At 45.8% G+C, this 19,141-nt stretch carries 18 protein-coding genes and 1 tRNA gene; 9 read left to right on the forward strand and 10 right to left on the reverse strand.

All coding sequences use genetic code 11. The features are described from left to right. Nucleotides 1-428 precede the first annotated feature (428 nt). Genes K5Q99_RS13670 through cydX form a run of 3 tightly spaced genes read left to right on the forward strand, consistent with a single transcriptional unit; the run spans nt 429 to nt 3,276 of the window. Complete coding sequence (locus K5Q99_RS13670; RefSeq protein ID WP_106651106.1) at nt 429-1,985, forward strand: cytochrome ubiquinol oxidase subunit I; 1,557 nt, start codon at nt 429-431, stop codon at nt 1,983-1,985. A gap of 15 nt (nt 1,986-2,000) precedes the next feature. Beyond that, a complete protein-coding gene (gene cydB / locus K5Q99_RS13675) occupies nt 2,001-3,140 on the forward strand; it encodes a cytochrome d ubiquinol oxidase subunit II (protein WP_106651105.1) in 1,140 nt (379 codons plus the stop codon). A 19-nt stretch (nt 3,141-3,159) separates the two neighbouring features. Continuing rightward, a complete protein-coding gene (cydX, locus tag K5Q99_RS13680; protein WP_006082469.1) occupies nt 3,160-3,276 on the forward strand; it encodes a cytochrome bd-I oxidase subunit CydX in 117 nt (38 codons plus the stop codon). Between the two features lie 262 nt (nt 3,277-3,538). On the opposite strand, the gene K5Q99_RS13685 is transcribed toward cydX, so the two are convergent. Next, a complete protein-coding gene (locus K5Q99_RS13685) occupies nt 3,539-5,542 on the reverse strand; it encodes a methyl-accepting chemotaxis protein (RefSeq protein ID WP_220777174.1) in 2,004 nt (667 codons plus the stop codon). A 258-nt stretch (nt 5,543-5,800) separates the two neighbouring features. On the opposite strand from K5Q99_RS13685, the gene K5Q99_RS13690 reads away from it, so the two are divergent. Then, a complete protein-coding gene (locus K5Q99_RS13690) occupies nt 5,801-6,046 on the forward strand; it encodes an HP1242/YdcH family protein (protein WP_006082467.1) in 246 nt (81 codons plus the stop codon). Here the strand turns inward: K5Q99_RS13690 and K5Q99_RS13695 are convergent. Together K5Q99_RS13695 and K5Q99_RS13700 are read right to left on the reverse strand one after the other, a co-directional pair. Continuing rightward, the gene (locus tag K5Q99_RS13695) at nt 6,043-9,111 is read right to left on the reverse strand and encodes an efflux RND transporter permease subunit (protein ID WP_220777175.1); all 3,069 of its coding nucleotides are present in this window, start codon (nt 9,109-9,111) and stop codon (nt 6,043-6,045) included. The two genes, K5Q99_RS13690 and K5Q99_RS13695, sit on opposite strands and share 4 nt — an antisense overlap. Before the next feature lie 2 nt (nt 9,112-9,113). Further along, nucleotides 9,114-10,220, reverse strand: coding sequence for an efflux RND transporter periplasmic adaptor subunit (locus K5Q99_RS13700; RefSeq protein WP_220777176.1), 1,107 nt, complete (start codon nt 10,218-10,220; stop codon nt 9,114-9,116). A gap of 139 nt (nt 10,221-10,359) precedes the next feature. Between K5Q99_RS13700 and K5Q99_RS13705 the strand changes: the two genes are divergently transcribed. Both K5Q99_RS13705 and K5Q99_RS13710 read left to right on the forward strand, forming a co-directional pair. Beyond that, the gene (locus tag K5Q99_RS13705) at nt 10,360-10,989 is read left to right on the forward strand and encodes a TetR/AcrR family transcriptional regulator (protein WP_220777177.1); all 630 of its coding nucleotides are present in this window, start codon (nt 10,360-10,362) and stop codon (nt 10,987-10,989) included. Nucleotides 10,990-11,108: 119 nt separating this feature from the next. Then, a complete protein-coding gene (locus K5Q99_RS13710; protein ID WP_220777178.1) occupies nt 11,109-12,053 on the forward strand; it encodes a DUF6268 family outer membrane beta-barrel protein in 945 nt (314 codons plus the stop codon). 12 nt (nt 12,054-12,065) lie between these two features. Here the strand turns inward: K5Q99_RS13710 and K5Q99_RS13715 are convergent, their stop codons facing one another. The 4 genes from K5Q99_RS13715 to K5Q99_RS13730 all read right to left on the reverse strand — a co-directional run bounded on the left by K5Q99_RS13715 (nt 12,066) and on the right by K5Q99_RS13730 (nt 14,933). Beyond that, nucleotides 12,066-12,626, reverse strand: a complete 561-nt coding sequence (locus tag K5Q99_RS13715) for a chalcone isomerase family protein (RefSeq protein ID WP_220777179.1) — start codon at nt 12,624-12,626, stop codon at nt 12,066-12,068. Nucleotides 12,627-12,914: 288 nt separating this feature from the next. Next, nucleotides 12,915-13,394 carry a DUF2947 domain-containing protein gene (locus tag K5Q99_RS13720; RefSeq protein WP_220777180.1) on the reverse strand — a complete coding sequence of 160 codons (480 nt, stop codon included), beginning with the start codon at nt 13,392-13,394 and terminating at the stop codon, nt 12,915-12,917. Between the two features lie 241 nt (nt 13,395-13,635). After that, nucleotides 13,636-13,711: transfer RNA gene (locus K5Q99_RS13725), tRNA-Arg, on the reverse strand. A 55-nt stretch (nt 13,712-13,766) separates the two neighbouring features. After that, on the reverse strand, nt 13,767-14,933 hold the full coding sequence (locus K5Q99_RS13730; protein ID WP_220777181.1) for a flagellar assembly protein FlgT: 1,167 nt from the start codon (nt 14,931-14,933) through the stop codon (nt 13,767-13,769). 279 nt (nt 14,934-15,212) lie between these two features. On the opposite strand from K5Q99_RS13730, the gene K5Q99_RS13735 reads away from it, so the two are divergent. Together K5Q99_RS13735 and K5Q99_RS13740 are read left to right on the forward strand one after the other, a co-directional pair. After that, complete coding sequence (locus K5Q99_RS13735; protein ID WP_006085650.1) at nt 15,213-15,845, forward strand: FlgO family outer membrane protein; 633 nt, start codon at nt 15,213-15,215, stop codon at nt 15,843-15,845. Beyond that, nucleotides 15,842-16,291 carry an LPP20 family lipoprotein gene (locus K5Q99_RS13740; RefSeq protein WP_006085649.1) on the forward strand — a complete coding sequence of 150 codons (450 nt, stop codon included), beginning with the start codon at nt 15,842-15,844 and terminating at the stop codon, nt 16,289-16,291. The genes K5Q99_RS13735 and K5Q99_RS13740 overlap by 4 nt, the downstream gene beginning before the upstream one ends. Before the next feature lie 142 nt (nt 16,292-16,433). On the opposite strand, the gene K5Q99_RS13745 is transcribed toward K5Q99_RS13740, so the two are convergent. The 3 genes from K5Q99_RS13745 to flgA form a co-directional block, all read right to left on the reverse strand. Next, nucleotides 16,434-16,859: a flagella synthesis protein FlgN gene (locus K5Q99_RS13745; protein WP_011847321.1), complete on the reverse strand. Its 426-nt coding sequence runs from the start codon at nt 16,857-16,859 to the stop codon at nt 16,434-16,436. Nucleotides 16,860-16,861: 2 nt separating this feature from the next. Next, nucleotides 16,862-17,185: a flagellar biosynthesis anti-sigma factor FlgM gene (flgM, locus tag K5Q99_RS13750; protein WP_006082433.1), complete on the reverse strand. Its 324-nt coding sequence runs from the start codon at nt 17,183-17,185 to the stop codon at nt 16,862-16,864. Between the two features lie 75 nt (nt 17,186-17,260). Next, entirely contained in the window at nt 17,261-17,968 is a 708-nt protein-coding gene (gene flgA / locus K5Q99_RS13755; protein ID WP_006082432.1) for a flagellar basal body P-ring formation chaperone FlgA, read from the reverse strand. Nucleotides 17,969-18,173: 205 nt separating this feature from the next. Here flgA and K5Q99_RS13760 point away from each other — a divergent pair, with 205 nt between their 5' ends. Continuing rightward, the gene (locus tag K5Q99_RS13760; RefSeq protein ID WP_006082431.1) at nt 18,174-19,094 is read left to right on the forward strand and encodes a chemotaxis protein CheV; all 921 of its coding nucleotides are present in this window, start codon (nt 18,174-18,176) and stop codon (nt 19,092-19,094) included. Nucleotides 19,095-19,141: the final 47 nt, after the last annotated feature.

The raw sequence follows: 19,141 nt of genomic DNA on the forward strand, positions 1-19,141 counted from the left end.
CTACTCCTGTTTTATGTGGTTGTCAATCCCTCTCAGTGGGGAAGTGTGTGCCTCACCGCAAAACCCACCTAAACCACTGAGTTTGATTGATTTGCATCAAAGCGAAGTGGTATAAAATAGCCACAAATGAAAGCGAATAAATATCTTAACTATCTGATATTTATATCGATGAGATCATTTGATTGATTAAGTGGTAGGGTGTTGGTCTCAGTTACTTGCGATAGTGTGACTCGCGTCTCAATATGCGACGGATATTGGTACTTTTTAACCCTTGCTGCTTCGAACTAATGAAAAAGATTAAATTTAACGGTTTATACTGATGTTCAGATATAAACACAAAATGAAAACTCACTATCCTACAAAGGCACTTGCTGTGATTGACGCGGGTTTTGTCATAGCAATTGGACGCACCAAGTAAGGAGTCACCGATGATTGTTGAAGAGGTTGTTGAGCTATCGCGGTTGCAGTTTGCGCTGACAGCCATGTATCACTTCCTGTTTGTTCCCTTGACCTTGGGGTTGGCATTTTTGCTGGCTATCATGGAATCACTGTATGTGATGACAGATAAACAAATTTATAAAGATATGACTAAGTTCTGGGGTAAGTTATTTGGTATTAACTTTGCCTTGGGGGTTACCACAGGTTTGGCAATGGAATTCCAGTTTGGTACTAACTGGTCTTACTATTCGCATTACGTAGGGGACATCTTTGGTGCGCCTCTGGCTATTGAAGGTTTAATGGCCTTCTTCCTCGAATCTACCTTCGTCGGTATGTTCTTCTTCGGTTGGGATCGTTTCACTAAACGTCAGCATTTAGTGGTGACTTGGTTAGTGGCCTTTGGCTCTAACATGTCGGCATTGTGGATTTTAGTGGCAAACGGTTGGATGCAAAACCCTGTGGGTTCTGTGTTCAACTACGAAACCATGCGCATGGAAATGACCAGCTTCGCCGAAGTGGTGTTTAACCCTGTTGCGCAGGTGAAGTTTGTTCACACTGTGGCTTCGGGTTATGTGGCGGGTGCCATGTTTGTACTGGCAATCAGTGCTTATTACATCCTCAAGAAACGTGACTTACCTTTTGCCCGTCGCTCATTTGCGATTGCGGCAAGCTTTGGTATGGCGGCGATTTTATCGGTTATCGTCTTAGGTGATGAATCTGGTTATAAAGTCGGTGAAGCACAGCGTGTTAAGTTAGCGGCAATTGAAGCTGAATGGCACACAGAACCTGCTCCTGCGGCCTTTACTGCGGTTGGTTTCCCAAATCAAGAAACCATGCACACGGATTATGCGATCAAAATTCCTTATGCGATGGGCATTGTGGCAACACGTTCATTGGATGAAGAAGTCACGGGGATCCGTGATTTGATTGCTGAGCATGAAGTGCGTATCCGTAACGGTATGAAAGCTTATGCTATGTTAGTGAAGCTGCGTGCGGGTGAAGAAACCCCTGAACTGCGTGCGGCCTTTGAAGAAGCAAAAGTCGACTTAGGCTATGGTTTCTTACTGAAACGCTACACAGACAAAGTGGTTGATGCCACTGAAGAGCAAATTAAAGCAGCAGCTAAAGATTCTATCCCGAACGTTGCACCTATTTTCTGGAGCTTCCGTGTGATGGTAGGGCTAGGCTTTATCATGTTGTTCGTATTTGCTGCGGCATTCTGGCAAAGCACACGTCATCAAATCGCTGAGAAGAAATGGGTACTTAAAGCTGCACTTTATAGCTTGCCATTACCTTGGATCGCGATTGAGTGTGGTTGGTTTGTGGCTGAGTATGGTCGTCAACCTTGGACGATTTCTGAGGTACTACCGACCTTTATGTCTGCATCAAGCTTAACGACTGGCGACTTATGGTTCAGTATCCTTTCTATCACCCTGTTCTACACTGTGTTGCTGGTGATTGAGATGTTCTTGATGTTTAAGTTTGCCCGCATTGGTCCGAGCAGTTTAAAAACTGGTCGTTATCATTTCGAGAACCTAGAAGCCTAAGCAGAGGATTTCATTATGTTTGATTATGAAATATTAAGAGTTATCTGGTGGGCTCTGATCGGCGTACTGTTCATCGGATTTGCGGTTACTGACGGTTTTGACATGGGTGTCGGTGCGTTACTGCCAATCATAGGCAAAGACGATACTGAACGCCGTATCATGGTCAACACTATTGCTCCCCATTGGGACGGCAACCAAGTGTGGTTAATCACAGCAGGTGGTGCGTTATTTGCCGCTTGGCCTATGGTGTATGCAGTGTCTTTCTCTGGCTTCTATGTCGCCATGATGTTAGTGCTGTTTGCCCTTTACATGCGTCCAGTTGGATTCGATTACCGTTCTAAAATTGAAAATCCAAAGTGGCGTAAGTCATGGGACTGGGCCTTGTTTGCCGGCGGTTTTGTACCTCCACTGATCATAGGCGTAGCCTTTGGCAACTTGTTACAAGGCGTACCGTTTGAATTCGACGAGTTCCTTCGTGCGACTTACCACGGTGGTCTATTCGGTCTGTTGAATCCTTTCGGTCTACTGGCAGGTCTTGTGAGCGTGAGCATGTTTATGATGCAAGGCGCTTCTTGGCTACAAATGAAGACTGATAGCGAGCTGCGAGTTCGTGCTGCGAAAGCCACGCAATTCTTCGCACTATTAGTGGCTGTGTTGTTTGCAGCAGCAGGCGTGTGGTTAGCCAATGGTATTGATGGTTATGTCGTGACATCAGTCCTTGACCATAATGCGGTGTCTAACCCAGCAATGAAAACAGTCGCGATTGAAGCGGGTGCTTGGCTTGCCAACTATGACAAATACCCCATCACTATGTTGTTCCCTTTCTTAGGTGTGCTATTGCCGCTGTTAGTGATTCTGGTGAGCCGCTTTAACCGTTCAGGTTTTGCGTTCCTATTCAGTTCGCTGACTGTCGCTATGGTGATTTTGACGTGCGGTGCAGCTATGTTCCCATTCGTCATGCCATCATCATTAGACCCTAACGTCAGTTTGACTATGTGGGATGCAACAGCTAGTAAAACTACCTTAGGGGTGATGACTGCTGCCGCTGCGATTTTCGTCCCTATAGTATTGAGCTACACTGTTTGGACTTACTTTAAAATGTTTGGCCGTATCGGTCGTAAACATATTGAAGATAACAAAGCCTCTCTCTATTAGGCATTAAGGAGCATCTGCTATGTGGTATTTTACGTGGATATTAGGGGTTTTGTTGGCCTGTTCTTTCGGGATTATCAATGCCCTGTGGCTTGAGAATACTGAGAACATGGACAGATCGGCTGATGATGCCGAGTAACGTCTAAACTCGATTTAAAAAACCTCGCACTTGCGGGGTTTTTTATTGGGATTTATTTGCTGGATTAGGCAAGGTTTAACCTATGTTGGGTTCATCTAAAAGCTATCCTCAATAATGGTCTCCTATCACTTTCTTTAATAATGCCTCAAAACTCCCGTGCCTCGCTCCCATAAAAATGCCACCCAGTGTGGGTGGCATTTGATACATAACTCATTAGACATTTGCGCTAGTGGTGTTAATTGAACCTGTCGAGCGAGTCTATCTAGGCCTTAAATTGGCTTATTTGGCGTTTTAAGGCCGCAGCTAAGGATGACAGTTCATTGGCTGACTGCACGGTTTCAGTGGCGCGATGTTCGCCTTCATTTGCCAGTTCACTGATCTGATGCAGATTATGAGTAATTTCCTCTGCAACACTGCTTTGCTGCTCGGTAGCTGAGGCGATATTGCGTGAACTAATGGCAAGTTCGCCAATTCGGCGGGTGATTTCCTTAAGCTGCTCGCCAGTAGCTTCACCCTGTGCTGCGGATTCCATGCCTAATTGATGACTCTGGCCCATTTGTTCTGTGGTACTTTTCACTTGCGTTTGCAGCTTTCCAATGGTTTGGCCAATTTCTAAAATGGATGATTGGGTGCGCTGGGCTAAAGTTCTCACCTCATCGGCTACGACCGCAAAGCCTCTACCTTGATCGCCTGCACGCGCCGCTTCAATCGCCGCGTTAAGTGCCAGTAAATTTGTTTGCTCGGCAATACTGTTAATCACTTCGGTAACTTTACTGATGGCTTCACTTTCGTGACTCACTTTTTCAACCGACTGATGACTATTACTAAGCTGTTCACTGAGTTTGAGTAAATCCTGCACCACTTTAGTTTGCTGACCTTGGCCTTCTTTGGCTGCGGCATCCACCTGTTGGCTCTGCACTGCGCCATCTTGGGCATGATTCGCCACATCGCGAATAGAGGTCGACATTTCTTCAATGGCAGTGGCAATTTGATCCGTTTGTAGCATCAAGGCCTGAGCTTCTTCGCCATTCTGTTTGGCAATACTTTGTGCCTTAGAAGCCTGCTGCTCTAAACTCATCACCGAATCCTGCAGGGCAATGATCAACTGTCTTAGCTCAGAGGACATGGTCGATACGCTGGTGGTGATACGATCCACTTCGTTTTGACTCTGAGGTGTTGATGGCGCTAAGTGATGACTAAAATCACCACTGCCTAGGCTTTCCATATGCACTTGCAGGGCATGTAATGGTTTAAGTGTACGAATTAATACCACTGAAAGCAGCGCAGTGATCAGTGCTATCCCTGTTAGAGCAACGATAGCGTTGATAGTGAGTAACTGCATACTTTCTTCGTTGAGCTCACTCGCCTTAACTTGGCCTACCAGCATCCAATTCCAGCCAGTTACGGTTTGACTATAGGCAAACATAGGCTCATTTTTACTATTGCTATAACGGTATTCCGCGTCATCTTTTGTGGCCTCCGCCACACTTAATCCATCGAGCATAGACTCAGTGATAACCTCGCCCGCATTAAACTTAGGGTGCGCGACTAGCACATTGTCCGCTTTGCGGACTAACAGAAAATGGCCGCTTTCTTCTAAGGTGAGCCTGTTGACTGCATCTTGTAATTGTTTTAACGAGCTAGTGATATCAAAGCCAATATATAAGATACCAATGACTTGGCCTTGGACGTCCTTTACTGGGCGATAGACTGTCATATAGTCTTTGCCGAAGAGTTTGGCGTAGCCTTCGTATGCTTGGCCGCTGATCAGCGTTTGATAGCCTGGATGGGTTTTGCCGAGGAAGGTCCCTAATGCACGGCTACCATCGGCTTTTTTGAGTGAGGTCGACACCCGCATAAAGTCATCGCCATCGCGCACGAATACCGTTGCTGTGCCGCCCGTTAGGTTTGCAAAACGATCGACTTTGCTTTTTGAAGAGTTAATTTGTTCTTGTTCATGCATGAGGGCGGGAGAGCTGACTCCCATCAGATTAATAGTTTTATTTGGCTGACTAAATTGCCCCGGATACATTTCCTTAAACACATCGGCGTTGCGCCTAGCAAGTTGCAAAAGACTATCGTATTGCAGTTCTAACATGTCTGAAACGGCGCGCATTTCGGACTTCATGGCACTTATGCCTTTATCTTCTAATACATTTGAAGCGGCTTTGTAGGAGACGGTACTGAGTATACCAAAGATGATGAGTGTGAGGATAAACGCGAGGGCACCTATTTGCTTTGCAATAGGCCAATTTTTATAATTCATCGTACGATCCTATAGGTAACGGTTACATCAATGTAGCCTAAGTTTCACTCCATGGTCTTGATATGGGTCTAGCATTTAAGCAATTGTATAGTCAATTCTTTGATATTTACCAGTTTTAGATTTGAGTTAATGAATTCATTTGCTAGACATGTTGGCTGATAAAAAGTCCCGTTAACTGGCCGTATTGTGATGGCATGGACTAAGCTGCTTAAGGTGAATGGAGTTCATAGTGTCAGAATCGTTATAGGGGAAGTGTATATGCTAGGTGAGAATCATGCGTTGGTTTATGAGTTTCCAGATTTTGTTGATCAAATTAAGCATCTAAAAGTCAATAATAGCGCTTTTGCTACCATGGCCAGTCGTTACCATGAGCTCGACAATAAAATCAGGGCATTGGAGTTAACAAAAGTGCCCACTGCCGATGAGCACTTTTTAGCGTTAAAATTAGAGCGGTTAAACCTTAAAGATAAACTGTATCAATACCTAGTCCACGATGCGATTTAAGCAGGAATGGCGGACTGATTGTTCGCCTTACGGGTTTTCATCAACAGTAAATACATAGTCGGTACCCAAACCAGAGAGAGCAACGTCGTCAGCAGCGTGCCGCCCGCGATAGCAATGGCAAAGGGAGGCCAAAATCCGCCGCCAGCAATGATAAGCGGGATAAAACCGCCCACTGTGGTAATGGTTGTCGAGCTGATATGGCGGCCACAACTGCTGACGGTTGAGACTATGGTTTCCATATCGCCGAGTCTGGCACTCGGCATATCCTCAAGTTCAGCCAAGATCACTATGGCAGCGTTAATGGCTAGTCCCATCAAGCCTAGTAAACCTATGATGACCGGGAATCCAAAGGGATAGCCGAACACAAACACGGCTAATAGGCCAAGCCCTGCCGATTGTATCGCGCTCAATAGAATAATCGCCGTGAGCCTGAAGGAGTTGAACGACAGCACCACAGTGGCCAATAACAAGGTGACGACTAACATCACATTGGAGAGCAAATTGCCGACCGCTTCGTTACGTTTTGCGCTTTCACCCCCGATTTCAATGCGATAACCCGATGGCAGCGCGAGTTGTGCCACTTTATCTTTGACATCGTTCAGCACCTGGGCGGGTAACACGCCACTGACAATATAGGCTTCTATGGTATTCACTCTTTGGCCGTTACGTCTTGGAATGGCGCCGCGGCTCACTTGTACTTCGTTGTGGGCGAGGGCAGAGAGCGCGACCGACTCACCCGAAGGTGTCACTAATTGGATTTCTGAAAGGCGGGTGACTTGTTCGCGACTGCCATCACCGAGTCGCACTCGAACGGGTAATGACTCCGTTTGCTCAAGTACGCTGCCACCGATAACGCCCGTGGTCGACATTTGGATTTGCTTGGCAATATCCGTCAGACTTAAACCACTCATTAAGCTGGCATCTTCATTCACTTGCAGCCAAAGCTTAGGCGCACCGGCACTTAAGGTGGCTCGGGTATGGAGCACGTCCGGTGTTTGCGCGAGGATATTGCGGACTTCATCGCCCAGCGTCCGTAACGTATCGAGATTCGGACCGAAGATCATCAACTCTACAGGCGCATTAAAGGGCGGACCTTGCTCGAGTTTGCGAACTAGCACTTGTGCCTCGGGGAAAGCGCTATCGAATTGCTGTTGTAATTCGGGGATCAGCTCATTGGCGCGCTCAAAGTCGGTCACTTTCACCATGGCCTGCGCATAGTTAGTCGCGCCCTGTTGGCGTTGTGTCAGGTTGTAATAAAATGAGGGCGTATTGCCGCCCACCACCCAATCGACTTGAGTGATCCCATTGACGGCATGGAGCTTTTTATCCATGAGCTGCACTTGATTCAAGCTGTTGTCTAAACTCACATGGGGCGCAAGATAGACTTCAATTTGGAACATGTTCCTGTCCGATGGCGGAAAGAATTGCTCTGTCATCTTACCCGAGGCGTAAAAACCTAATACTGGCGTAATGCCGATAAGCAGCGCACTGAGAATAGGGCGCTTAAGGGCGATTCTAAGGCTGGTTTGAAAATATTGGCTCACAAGCGGGAGATTTATTCCGTGTTGATACCAGACATCATGTTTGCCTTCATGGCTAAATCGTCCCGCAAGCCCCGCAATTATCGTGTGGGAAATCAGGTAAGAGCCCAGCAGCGCAAACATTACTGACATGGCAATGCCACCGACAAACTCCCCAGCGGCACCGGGCATCAGCACTATGGGCGCAAAGGCTAAAATAGTGGTAATTGTTGAACCAGCTAAGGGCAGCCAAAGGTGGTGTATGGTTTCACTCACTGCGGCGAAGCGGCTCATCCCTTGTTGGCGTCGTTGTGAGATGGCATCGACAATCACAATCGCATTATCCACCATGATCCCAAGGGCGACGACGAGTCCTGTCACCGACATTTGATGTATGGGCAGGCCGATATATTTCATGCAGGCCAAGGTAAACAGTGCTGTGAGGGGTAATGAAATCGCCACTATGATGGCGTTTCTGAGTCCTAGGGTGAGTAGCAATACCAGCAAGATGATCACAAACCCTTGCAGCAGGTTTACCACGAGTCCGCCAAGGCGATCACTGGTGTAACTGTTTTGCTCGAATAGCCATTGGATTTGGATATTGGCGGGCATTTCGCGATTAAGTTCATCGACGACGCGATTCACTTGTGCTTGCCAGAGATCGACACGGCTATTGTTCAGCATGCGCGCGGCGACAAAAACGCCTTGTTCACCATCGACTAAGGCTATGCTGTCAGCAGGTGTTTTAGCTTGGCGCGTGACAGTGGCGATGTCGCCAAGGCGAATGACTTGGCCTTGACTATCAATTTTAAGCGGCACTTGGCGAATGCGAGTTAAAGAGTCGAGTTCGCCCGAGACTTCGACTAAGGCGCGAAACTCGCGGTTGTTGATTTCACCTGCGGCAATTTTACTGTCGGCGCCGCTGAGAATATGGGCGATGGCAGCGGGAGTAAGTTGTAACTGGCTCATCTTGTTGCCATCGAGCTGCACTAGCATTTCTTCGGTCGGTGCGCCGTAGAGTTTGACAAAATCTGTGCCAGACAACAGCCTGAGCCTGCTCTGTAATTCCTTCGCATAGCGGTTGAGCATATCGACCCTGACGGGCGTATTGCTATTCCACACTAAGCTTAAAATTGCGGTGTAGGCATAACCAATTTGATCATCGAGTGTCGGGGATGGTATGCCCTCGGGCAGATTGACTTTCGCATCGGCTAATAAATCCCGCGCCCGAGACCACACGGGGTCGGTCTCCATAACTGTGTCTTTCAATTCTAACTGTATGACTGAAATCCCCGGCCGAGAGGTCGATTGGATCAGCTTGATTTCTTCTAAACGCCTGAGCTGATTTTCGAGCACTTCAGTGACTAAGGCTTCGACCCGCTCAGCTGAGGCCCCAGGATACGGGGTGATCACAGAGGCGAAACGGTTGGTTATGTGTGGATCTTCGGTACGTGGAAGGCTAGAGATAGCACCAAAGCCTGCAACCAGTAATAGTGCAATAACTAGGCTGACTAAGCGGCCGTTTTCAACAAAGGCTTTAATCATAACTACCTCGTGGTTGCGGCAATGGGAGATACAGCTTGGCCTACGACCAGCTTATGGAGTCCTTGGCTGACATAGATTTCATTGGGCTCAATCGCGCCTTGAATGTAGGCCATGTCTTGGGTGGTGTAGAGGATTTCCACATCTCGGCGCTCTATGATGGATTGCTGTTCATCCTTTGCGATGACATACAGATTCCATAACCCACGAATACCATCCGTTAATGCCGAAATCGGCACCCAATACCCAGCTTGTTCTATTTGCTGCTGTTGATGCAGATACACAATTTCACCGTTAATCACACGGGCATCTTGGGGTAGGCTTATCCTAAGTTGTAGGGTGCGACTGACGGGATTCACTTCGGCGCTAATACCGGCAATTTCGGCAGTAAAGATTTGATCTTGCACGCTGACTTGCACTTGTTGTTTTGGGTGAAACTGATCCGCTAACGCGACAGGTACGCCTATGTAGGCTTCAGGATTGATATTGCCCACTAAGGTGAAGATAGGGCTGCCCGCAGCAACCACTTCGCCTAAGTTATGTAGCCTTTGACTGATGGTGCCGTCAAAGGGTGCCACTAAGATGGATTTATCGAGCTTAAGTTGGTTGGCATGCTGCGAGGCAAGTAGACGGTTTTTCGCTGCGGCTAAGCTATTTAATTGTGAGCGGTTTTCATCTAATAGCTGCTCAGAGACATAGCCCGATTTTTTCAATTCTTGATTACGTTTTAGAGTGCTGGTGGCCAGATCAACATCGGCTTGGGTTTGCGCCAGACTCGCTTGGATCTCCTGACGCTCGGCTTCGAGTAGTCGGGTATCGAGGATTGCCAGTATTTGATCTTGCTTCACTTTGATGCCGGAATCGGCCTGTAGCTCGTTTAACTTACCAGCCAGTTCAAAGCCGACGCCAGTTGTGTTGCCCGCACGGATAGTCCCCGTGAAGGTTTGCTCGTGCTGATAGCTTAGTGTCAGGATCAACGCTTGGCTCGTGACTGTGGACAGTACGGTTGTCGTGGCGTGTTCAGTGACTTCCTTTTGACAGGCGGATAATGTGACTAAAGCAAACACGCAGACGCTGATAGTGCGCCAAGAACGTCGGGCAGTTCGATCCATTTTAAGTGCTTCCGCTGTAAGTTAAACGTTAATGCAATGTAACTAGACTTGCTAGTCTAGTTGTGTGGAACTAGACTGTCTAGTCTATTTTGTGCTTAACTAATGCCAATTTATTAGGTCTACCTATTCGAGAGTCGATATGACGCATTCCTCTGAGACGCAGTTACCTCTGAGCCGTAGCGAACAAAAACGTCAGCAAGTGCTTGTGGCTGCTATTGATTTATTTTGTCGTCAAGGGTTCCCTCATACCAGTATGGATGAGGTTGCCAAGCTTGCGGGTGTGTCGAAACAAACCGTCTATTCCCATTACGGCAGTAAAGATGAATTATTTGTTGCGGCAATCGAATCTAAGTGTGTTGGCCATAATCTTAATGATGATTTGTTAAGCGATCCCACTAAGCCGGATTCCGCATTAACCCAATTTGCCCTGCAATTTGGGGAGATGATCGTCAGCCCTGAAGCTATTACGGTATTCAAAGCCTGTGTGGCGCAATCCGAAAGCCATCCCGAAGTGTCGCAGTTGTTCTTCGACGCGGGCCCGAAACATATAGTGGGATTGCTGGCTGACTATTTAGTGAAAGTAGAGGCGTTAGGGCAATATCGATTTGGTAACGCTCACCACAGTGCGGTGCGTTTATGTTTAATGTTGTTTGGTGAGCTAAAACTCAAATTAGAATTGGGCTTGGCAGCCGATGAACTCGTTGACGATAGAAATGAGTATATTTTGGGTTGTGCCGACATGTTTCTGAGGGCGCATAGGGTTAAATAAAACGTGTACGTTAAAAAGGTATCATTTCGTATCTCTATATCGAAAGCTTGAACCTTTTAGCTAGATAGTGCGTATTATGCGCGAAAGTCTTTTAATCATTTTAAATGCAAGGAGCTGACGTGGCTAATCGAGAACTTTCACCATCGAGCACAAAACTGTGCCCGCTGAAAAGCGCTGTATTACTGTTGCCGTTAATGAGTTGTGCTGCGATTGCAGCGGATAAACCTTCGAAGGAATACAAGCCATTTAGATTAAGTGTCGCGCAGATCAGCACCCAGAGTGCCGATGTGGCCAATGGTAATACTGAGCTACAAAGGGACAGTTTATTACTGAGTGCAGGGATGAATGTTCCGTTAAATCAGCAATGGTCTTTAGGCTTTCGTGTAGGTTATGACAGGCTGGATTATGATTGGCGCAATATCACCCTTACTGGCGCTAACAATGTCGCCCCGCTGTTCGGCACCGACGGGCAGAATTGGGATCATATCAATCGTTACCGTGCCGGAGTGTCGTTAAATTATCGCATGGATAAACATTGGGCCTTCTTTCTCGCGCCGCAGATCCAATATGCCTACGCCGATACTGCATCGGCCAGCGAAGCCCAGAGTTACGGTATTGTGGCGTCTGCCATGTATGCATTTGATTCGGGGAATATGATTGGCTTTGGCGTCGCGTATCTTAATGATATCGATGAAGTTCGCACTGTGCCTTATCTCGCTATGCGCTGGCAGATAGATGAACATTGGGCACTCGCCAATCCTTTCCAAGCTGGTTTTAGTGGTCCTGCAGGATTAGAGCTGAGTTATCGATTTAATTCCGATTGGAATGTCGGCTTTGGTAGTTCGCGTCGTACTGAGCGATTCCTTATCGAAGACGATGACACTGTGGTAGAAACGAACGAATGGGTGAGTTATTTGCGTGGCGGTTGGCAAGCAACCCCAGCATTAACAGTAAATATTTACGCCGGTTATTACTTTGATGGTGAGTTAGAAGTGACCGACCAAGCTGCGCTTGATATGGATAGCCAAGGCGCTGCGGCCTTGGATATCGAATTCAAATTCTAACGTTAATGTCAGTTATTTACCCAGCATGGCCTCTTTGAGGCTTTTCTGGGCTGGCTTGTCACCTAGCCAAATTTTTAACAGTGCTTGACGGAACATTTCACCTTCGATGGTGGCTTGTTCCTGACCATTTTTATAGGCCGTCACGCCGCAGGCTTTATTGGCGACTAAGGTAAATTGGTCGCCTTCTTTAATTTCTTCGTTAAACAGCGCCATAAAAGCATCGATTTGCGGTTGAATATCGGCGGTGTTTTCTGCGGTCGCGTGCTCAAAACCTTCAGTGATCGCATCGCGCATTTTTTCTGAGGTGATCATGCCAGAGGTAATATTAAGGCGGATTGCCGCAATCGGAGCATCGATAACCGCTGCTGTGCTACTCAAGTCTGCTGGCAAATACAGACTGCCCACATATAAATCCATAAAGAACTTACTGCGAACGCCCGAGCCATTGAGCTGTAATGCTTGGCTATCTAACGTCACAGTATCGGCGACTTGCACACCTGATACTTCTTTGGCCATTAATGTGTGGGGTAATAACAGCGCGCTTGCTAGGGTAAGCGTGGAGAGTAACTTCATAATACACCTCATTTTTCTATTTTAATTATTGGGTATAAAGCAGATTTTATGAGTATTTACAGCAGAAAGTTGACCCCAACTTCTCAAATACTCGGCATCGAAAATGGATGTTAATCTAAAGAAGAGGGGAGAGATAGGCTAATTGTGCCTAAGCATCATTCGAAAATGGTTAAATATGGCATACTCATCATTAAGTATGAGCATGCCAACAAGATGATTCATCGCGCTAAACTATTGACATAAAAGTATTGGCGGCAAATCCTCAACGTTACACTTTCTGCGTGAAAATTATCCGCGAGTGCCCAGCTTGTACTGACCACTCTGTTCGAACATCACAGCTTGTTTCTGTTTTGGTGAGATCAAAATTGGACCGTCGTCGAAGAAGAGAAAACACTTCCAATTACGGACGAACACATCCCAACGAGTTTCAATAATCTGATATTTTTCATAGCAAAAATAGACGGTTGTCTCATCGGGCCATTGAATGAACTCGGCTAACATGGCGGGTAAACTGCTCTCTTCACTATCCCAAGCACTCTGCCAATGATCTGTTTCCACCCAAGCATCAGCCTTCGCCGCCCAGTCTCCCTTAGTAAATTGCTCCGCACGACTACTTTTGTTGCTGATCCATTGATTCCAGATTTCCATCGCACTTTTATCTGTTAACGGCAGGATATGCGCCTTGTCTTCGTCAGTGACAGGCAAGTCTTTGTGGTTGAAAATCCACTTACGGCGGTATTGTTCTAGCGGGATATAAGTGTTGGCCAAGCAAGCTCTCCTAGGTTGAGCCCTGAAGGCTCATCAAACATCAATGTGTCGGATTATACTGACTTAGCCAAGTTTAGGGAAATGGCGCAATGTGGCTATATCCTAGTATTGGATTTTATAGTAACGATTAAGAGAGCTGTTTTTTAAGGGGGATAGACAGAGGAAGCTGTAAATTGTGTTTCTGGAAATCATGCTTATCAGAAAACTCTTCAAGTGAAGTTGAAATCACATAAGCACTATCTGGTCTCTCCACAGGGACTCGAACCCCGATCGGCCGCTTAGGAGGCGGCTGCTCTATCCTGTTGAGCTATAGAGAGACGACAGTGATTATACTGGTTTTATCTCTGATTAAAAGGCTTATGATTTAGTTGCTTAAATCTTAAGCGCTATGTCGTTTATCTGCACATTGTAGGCTGCATTTTGGTCTACAAGTACTGCTGTTGAGCTTTCTTCACTCACTTGTTCAATTTTTACCGTGGCTCGACTTTTGGTTGCGACGGCGCGCATTTCATTGAGTCGATCGGGTAGGTTTTGCTGTAATACGACTTGGAATTTATCCCCGACACGAATGCCATGTTTACGGCCGAGATTTAAAATGATCCTGTCCGCTTGGCGGCTCACGACTTGGCCGAGTAAGGGTCTGCAATTGAGAGTACTGTCCAAATCGTGGGTAGCCTGTTGCATTAATTTAGTAATATTTTTGCCATAGGATGATCGCCAGAATCTGTCCGTATTCGGTGCAATAATGGCTTGTTCTTCAAATTCCCATGGCGCCGATGTGCTGTAGCTTTTACTCCAGACTTCTTCGCCACTGATCCCATGATAAAGGCTAAGTTTGAACTGGAATTGCCTGAGTGGAGCTTCATCCCAAAATCCTAGGAAGGTTGCCTGCACTGGCTCCATTGAGATATCCATAATTTGTGGTTGGAGGATATATTGGCTGTCGGTAATTTCACTAAGCCAGCTTGGGAGTCGATAACCGCGAATATCCACTAGATCTTGTTTAATGTCGAGCAGCTCTTTAGCGTGAGTGTGGCTAAAACCTGTGGAAGAGTAATCTTCTATAACACTGCCTAGTTTTTCGGAAATAACTTCTTCAAAACCGGAAAGCTGCCCATATCTGAGCTGAGTACGATCTTTGATTTGTGCTTGAGGAATTAAAATCGCGGCCTTTAATTGTCCATTTGGACACTGCTGCGTAGGATCATCATTTAGATCAAGTCGTAGGGACACATAAATTTTGTTTCCCTGGATTCGTTCGCTAACGAGTTGGATGCTGATGGCTTGAGCGTTGCGATTTATCGCGAAGTTATTCTGTGTAAGGTTTCCGTTAGAGGTTTGTTGTTCACTGGAGATTTGAATGCCTGTGCTTAATGTAGCATAGCTAACGGCTTGATTAATCGCTTCTTCCCTTGCTTGAGCCGTATTACCATTGATAATAGTCGCTTCACCACTGGCTTCTATCCATTCGGCTCGAATAGGCAAAGACAGCAGTGCAAGGCTCAAAATGATGAGCGAAGCTGAACGTGGTATGTGCATCAATACAATCCTTATCGCTAAGCTATTGGCGAGCTTGCTAATCGAGCCAGTTTCCTGACACTTAATCTAATATACCGACAAAGCAAATTTCATGCCTGAGTAACGAGAGTTTTCGATAAAGTTTCCATTGGCGCAGTCGATATACAGCGTATGAGCATAATATTGTCGGGCTGGAGCAATTTTGGTCCGAAGATTGCTGGCTTTTGTTACTCACAAAAATGAGACGCATAGAGTGTGAGTGATTTAATTGCCAGTACACCCATAGATGAGGTAAATCCAATGCTAAAGCGTGTGATTATTCCCTTAACATTACTGATGTTAGGTGGATGTGTGGCTAAATCGGTTACACCGCCCAAGCCGAGTTTAGTGGATGGCAATGGGTTGCCGCCAACGGCAGTGATCAACCATTTAGCACAGCGAATAGTGACAGAGCTCGTTAAGCAAAATGATGCTCTGCGCTCTGATCAGCCAATTGTCGTCGCCACCCCTGTATTAGTAGGTGACATGAATGGCACAAATGCGTTGGCGCAGCAGTTACAGCAAGGATTAATGACGTCGCTCCATAGCTTTCAGTTTAATGTGGTTGATTTAAATTTAGCAGATGGCTTGAGAGTGACGGCTAATGGGGATTTTATTTTGACGCGAGATTGGCAACAACTGTCGAAAAATCTTCCCGTTGAGCATCTTGTTGTATCGACTATGAGCCCAGTTACCAATGGTATGGCGATCAACACTCGGATTGTGAACATAAGTAACAATCGTGTGGTATCGGCCTCTCAAACTTTTGTGACTCAAAAAGAGTTGGCAAACTACATGCAGCCTTCGGAGCAAATTGTGTCACAAAATGGCATCTTATATCGTCAGGCGAGTCCAGGCATGAATGAAGTGCGTGTTTTAGGAGATGGAAAATGAAACGCTACCTTTTAGTTATTGCGGCGCTAATGCTAACTGGCTGCGCTGCTAAAGATAGATATGTGCAATGGGAAGATGTGCCTCCGCCGAGTTTTCCTAAGTTAACGGCCATAGGATATGCGCCCTTAGCGACTCAACCGGCTAAAGAGCAATCACAAAGAGTGTTGATGGCTATGCAAGCATCAAAAATTGTGGCCTATCGTGAATTAGCAGAACAAGTTTATGGGCAGAAAATAACGGCAAACAGCAGTGTCAGTGATTGGATGTTGACGGACGATAATGTTAAAGCGTCGGTTTCTGGCGTGATCCGTGGGGCGCGGGTCGTTAAGAGTTATCCGGCTGGCGATCATTATGTCACTGAGTTAGAACTGGATTTTTCACAGGTATGGGCGCTGTATCAGCAACAGAGTCGTCCACAGCGAGTGAAAGAAGTCACGTATTTCTAGTCATTTCTACATGACTCTATTGAGCCGCGTACTATGCGAGTAGTTATGCGGCTTTTCTTTTTCTGCACAAGTATCAAAGTCTAATCTTTAATCAGAGCAGAGCTTAGAAGCGGGAAATACAGAGTGGGAATTGATGCGCCTGTTAGGCCTTTAAATCATTACCTAAACTTGAGATAGTTGAGGTCTTGCCTTTATCGTTATACGTAAGGCTGGAGGCGTTTCTGCTGGCTTGTAAAGCTTGAGCGAAGCGATTGAGACTGGCTAAATTCATCTCAATTAAACTGGCATTTTGATCGTTCAGTTCTTTGCATTCAGTTAATGCGTCTTTGACAACGGCCATTTTATGCACGAGTTCGGTTTGCTGAGTGAGTTGAGACTTATCAGTGTGGTTTGCCAGAATATCGTCATTAGTCTTGAGTTCTTTCAGACATTGTGATTTTTCGTTAGCAAGAGAAAGCAGTAAATCGGCGTTTTGGTCAACCAAAGCGCCTTTTTCCTTGAGTATGATTTGCTTAAGAACAGCCAAATGGGCGTGTTGTAGATCTACCAGTTTAGCTATTTCAGTCATAGTTACTCTTTATTCAAGTCATTAAGTTCGGCTTCAAAACTTGCAATATTGGCAGCCAACTTTTCAGGGTCAATTTTATAGCGGCCTTCGGCGATAGCCTGTTTAATTTCGGCCACTTTCTTTTGATCAACTTCAGGAAGGCTCGCCATTTTAGTCTGAGCTCCTTGAAGTTGTTGCGCTTGCGCTGTAATCACCACTGAGTCGCTTCTTTGTGGTGTTGTCGATTTTGTGGCAACTTGAGCAGATTGATCGCTGCTAGTTTTAGTTGCACCTGAACGAACTTGTGTGGTCGTTGCAGTGTTGAGTTTGCTAATATCAATTGCCATTTTCGGCTCCAGCGTCGTGTGTACGGGATTTCTTAACTGGGGTATCGGCAGCTTATAAAAAAGCTTTAGATTATTTTACATTCTTACTTCAACTTCGCCAATGCCCGTGACTATAGCATCTAGTTCTTTGTTTGAACTGCTATTTTTGACTCTGATCCGATCGCCTTTATTGCCATCTTGTAGGGCTTCGCCCGCAGTTTTAAGTTCGAATGAGTTAGAACGAACATAAATAGATACCGAGTCGTTTTTACACACGAAGCATAAGTTATTGCTCAATATAGGATAATCCTTCGAGACGCGTCGTTTTACTCGTACACCTGCTAATTTACTTGGGTCATCAAACTCAGCGCCTCGTAAACTATTTTGCTCAATGTAACGGATTTCAACTTGGCTAGGGGAGATGAGTTCGCCAGGTGCTAAGGTTTCAGTTGTGACAACAACGGGGAATAAAATATCCACTCTAACCGAGATATAAATTTGCCAAGGGTAAGCGAGCTCTTGCGTATCGCAGCTGACTTTTAGGGTGTTATTACGGCTAATTTCCCTGTCACTAGCCAATTCAACCTTAATCGGCGACGAACATTGTGACGGCAGCATTCTTGCGTCAACTATTTGCGGCGAAATATCGACTTTGGCATTAGCGGGCACGGATATCTTTTCTGAAATAAGCGCTTTAGCTAATTCTGAGATGGCCGATACGGTGGGAACAATAGGCTCTGCACTCGCAAAAGCGGGCATGAAGAGGGCGAAAACACTAAAAAAACAGACTAAATTTACTTTCATAATGAAGAGACTAGCTTGTAACGCCAGAATGCACCTATACTTTTATCAAGTTCGAAGCTGACCACTGTAATAATAATTTGCATCACTGTCAGAAGATTGACTCAGTTTCGACTATGTTTATCGATAGATAAGACGTAAGCAATTAATATGCCTATACTCAAACGAGTCATAGGGCCGTACATAAACAGAACAACAAGGCAGAGTTATGTCGAGTATTCTTGATTCAGTCAACAAACGAACCCAGCTCGTTGGTCAAAACCGTTTAGAATTGCTGCTTTTTAAATTAAACGGTCGTCAACGGTTTGGGATTAACGTGTTTAAGGTGAAAGAAGTACTGCAGTGCCCGCCACTGACAACTTTGCCTAAACTTAATCCTTATGTTAAAGGTGTCGCGCATATTCGCGGTACGACTATTTCAGTTATTGATCTGAGTGCGGCAACAGGTGGTAGACCTTTAGCGAGTACTGAAAACTGTTTCATCATTATTTCTGAATATAACCGTAGCGTTCAAGGTTTCTTGGTCAGTTCTGTTGAGCGGATTATCAACATGAATTGGGAAGCGATTATGCCTCCGCCGCAAGGTGCCGGTCGTTATTCTTATCTGACGGCTGTAACTGAGATTGAAGGTGAATTGGTTGAAATTCTCGATGTAGAAAAAATCTTAGATGAGATTTCACCGGTTAAAACCGCTATCAGTGAAGAAGCCAATGAAAAGCTGACCCTCGACAGAACCCAGCATTACCATATTATGGTTATCGATGATTCTGCCGTGGCGCGTAAGCAAATTATTCGTTCACTCGAGTCATTGAACTTACAAATTGATACCGCAAAAGATGGTCGAGAAGCATTAGATAAGCTTAAAGAAATCGCCAAAGAAATGGACAATGTTGCCGATGAAATCCCTCTCATTATCTCAGACATTGAGATGCCTGAAATGGATGGTTATACCCTGACCGCTGAGATCCGAGATGATCCTAAGCTCAAGCATATTAAAGTGGTACTGCACACGTCGTTAAGTGGTGTATTCAATCAGGCAATGGTTCAAAAAGTGGGGGCCAATGACTTTATCGCTAAGTTTAATCCCGACGAACTGGCTGCTGCCGTGAATAAACACTTAAGTTTGTAAGTGCAGTAGTTAGTACCTAGATACGCTTTACGCTATAATCTCGACTT

Origin of the sequence: Shewanella hafniensis (assembly GCF_019655335.1) — a bacterium.
Classification (GTDB): domain Bacteria; phylum Pseudomonadota; class Gammaproteobacteria; order Enterobacterales; family Shewanellaceae; genus Shewanella; species Shewanella hafniensis.

Bases quoted from the DNA above. Each gene is read 5' to 3' on its own strand.
- K5Q99_RS13740 (WP_006085649.1), top strand. From the start codon at position 15,842: ATGAAACGCTACCTTTTAGTTATTGCGGCGCTAATGCTAACTGGCTGC.
- K5Q99_RS13685 (WP_220777174.1), bottom strand. From the start codon at position 5,542: ATGAATTATAAAAATTGGCCTATTGCAAAGCAAATAGGTGCCCTCGCG.
- K5Q99_RS13670 (WP_106651106.1), top strand. From the start codon at position 429: ATGATTGTTGAAGAGGTTGTTGAGCTATCGCGGTTGCAGTTTGCGCTG.
- K5Q99_RS13705 (WP_220777177.1), top strand. From the start codon at position 10,360: ATGACGCATTCCTCTGAGACGCAGTTACCTCTGAGCCGTAGCGAACAA.
- K5Q99_RS13700 (WP_220777176.1), bottom strand. From the start codon at position 10,220: ATGGATCGAACTGCCCGACGTTCTTGGCGCACTATCAGCGTCTGCGTG.
- K5Q99_RS13735 (WP_006085650.1), top strand. From the start codon at position 15,213: ATGCTAAAGCGTGTGATTATTCCCTTAACATTACTGATGTTAGGTGGA.
- K5Q99_RS13760 (WP_006082431.1), top strand. From the start codon at position 18,174: ATGTCGAGTATTCTTGATTCAGTCAACAAACGAACCCAGCTCGTTGGT.
- cydX (WP_006082469.1), top strand. From the start codon at position 3,160: ATGTGGTATTTTACGTGGATATTAGGGGTTTTGTTGGCCTGTTCTTTC.
- K5Q99_RS13695 (WP_220777175.1), bottom strand. From the start codon at position 9,111: ATGATTAAAGCCTTTGTTGAAAACGGCCGCTTAGTCAGCCTAGTTATT.
- K5Q99_RS13690 (WP_006082467.1), top strand. From the start codon at position 5,801: ATGCTAGGTGAGAATCATGCGTTGGTTTATGAGTTTCCAGATTTTGTT.
- flgA (WP_006082432.1), bottom strand. From the start codon at position 17,968: ATGAAAGTAAATTTAGTCTGTTTTTTTAGTGTTTTCGCCCTCTTCATG.
- K5Q99_RS13730 (WP_220777181.1), bottom strand. From the start codon at position 14,933: ATGCACATACCACGTTCAGCTTCGCTCATCATTTTGAGCCTTGCACTG.
- K5Q99_RS13715 (WP_220777179.1), bottom strand. From the start codon at position 12,626: ATGAAGTTACTCTCCACGCTTACCCTAGCAAGCGCGCTGTTATTACCC.
- flgM (WP_006082433.1), bottom strand. From the start codon at position 17,185: ATGGCAATTGATATTAGCAAACTCAACACTGCAACGACCACACAAGTT.
- K5Q99_RS13745 (WP_011847321.1), bottom strand. From the start codon at position 16,859: ATGACTGAAATAGCTAAACTGGTAGATCTACAACACGCCCATTTGGCT.
- cydB (WP_106651105.1), top strand. From the start codon at position 2,001: ATGTTTGATTATGAAATATTAAGAGTTATCTGGTGGGCTCTGATCGGC.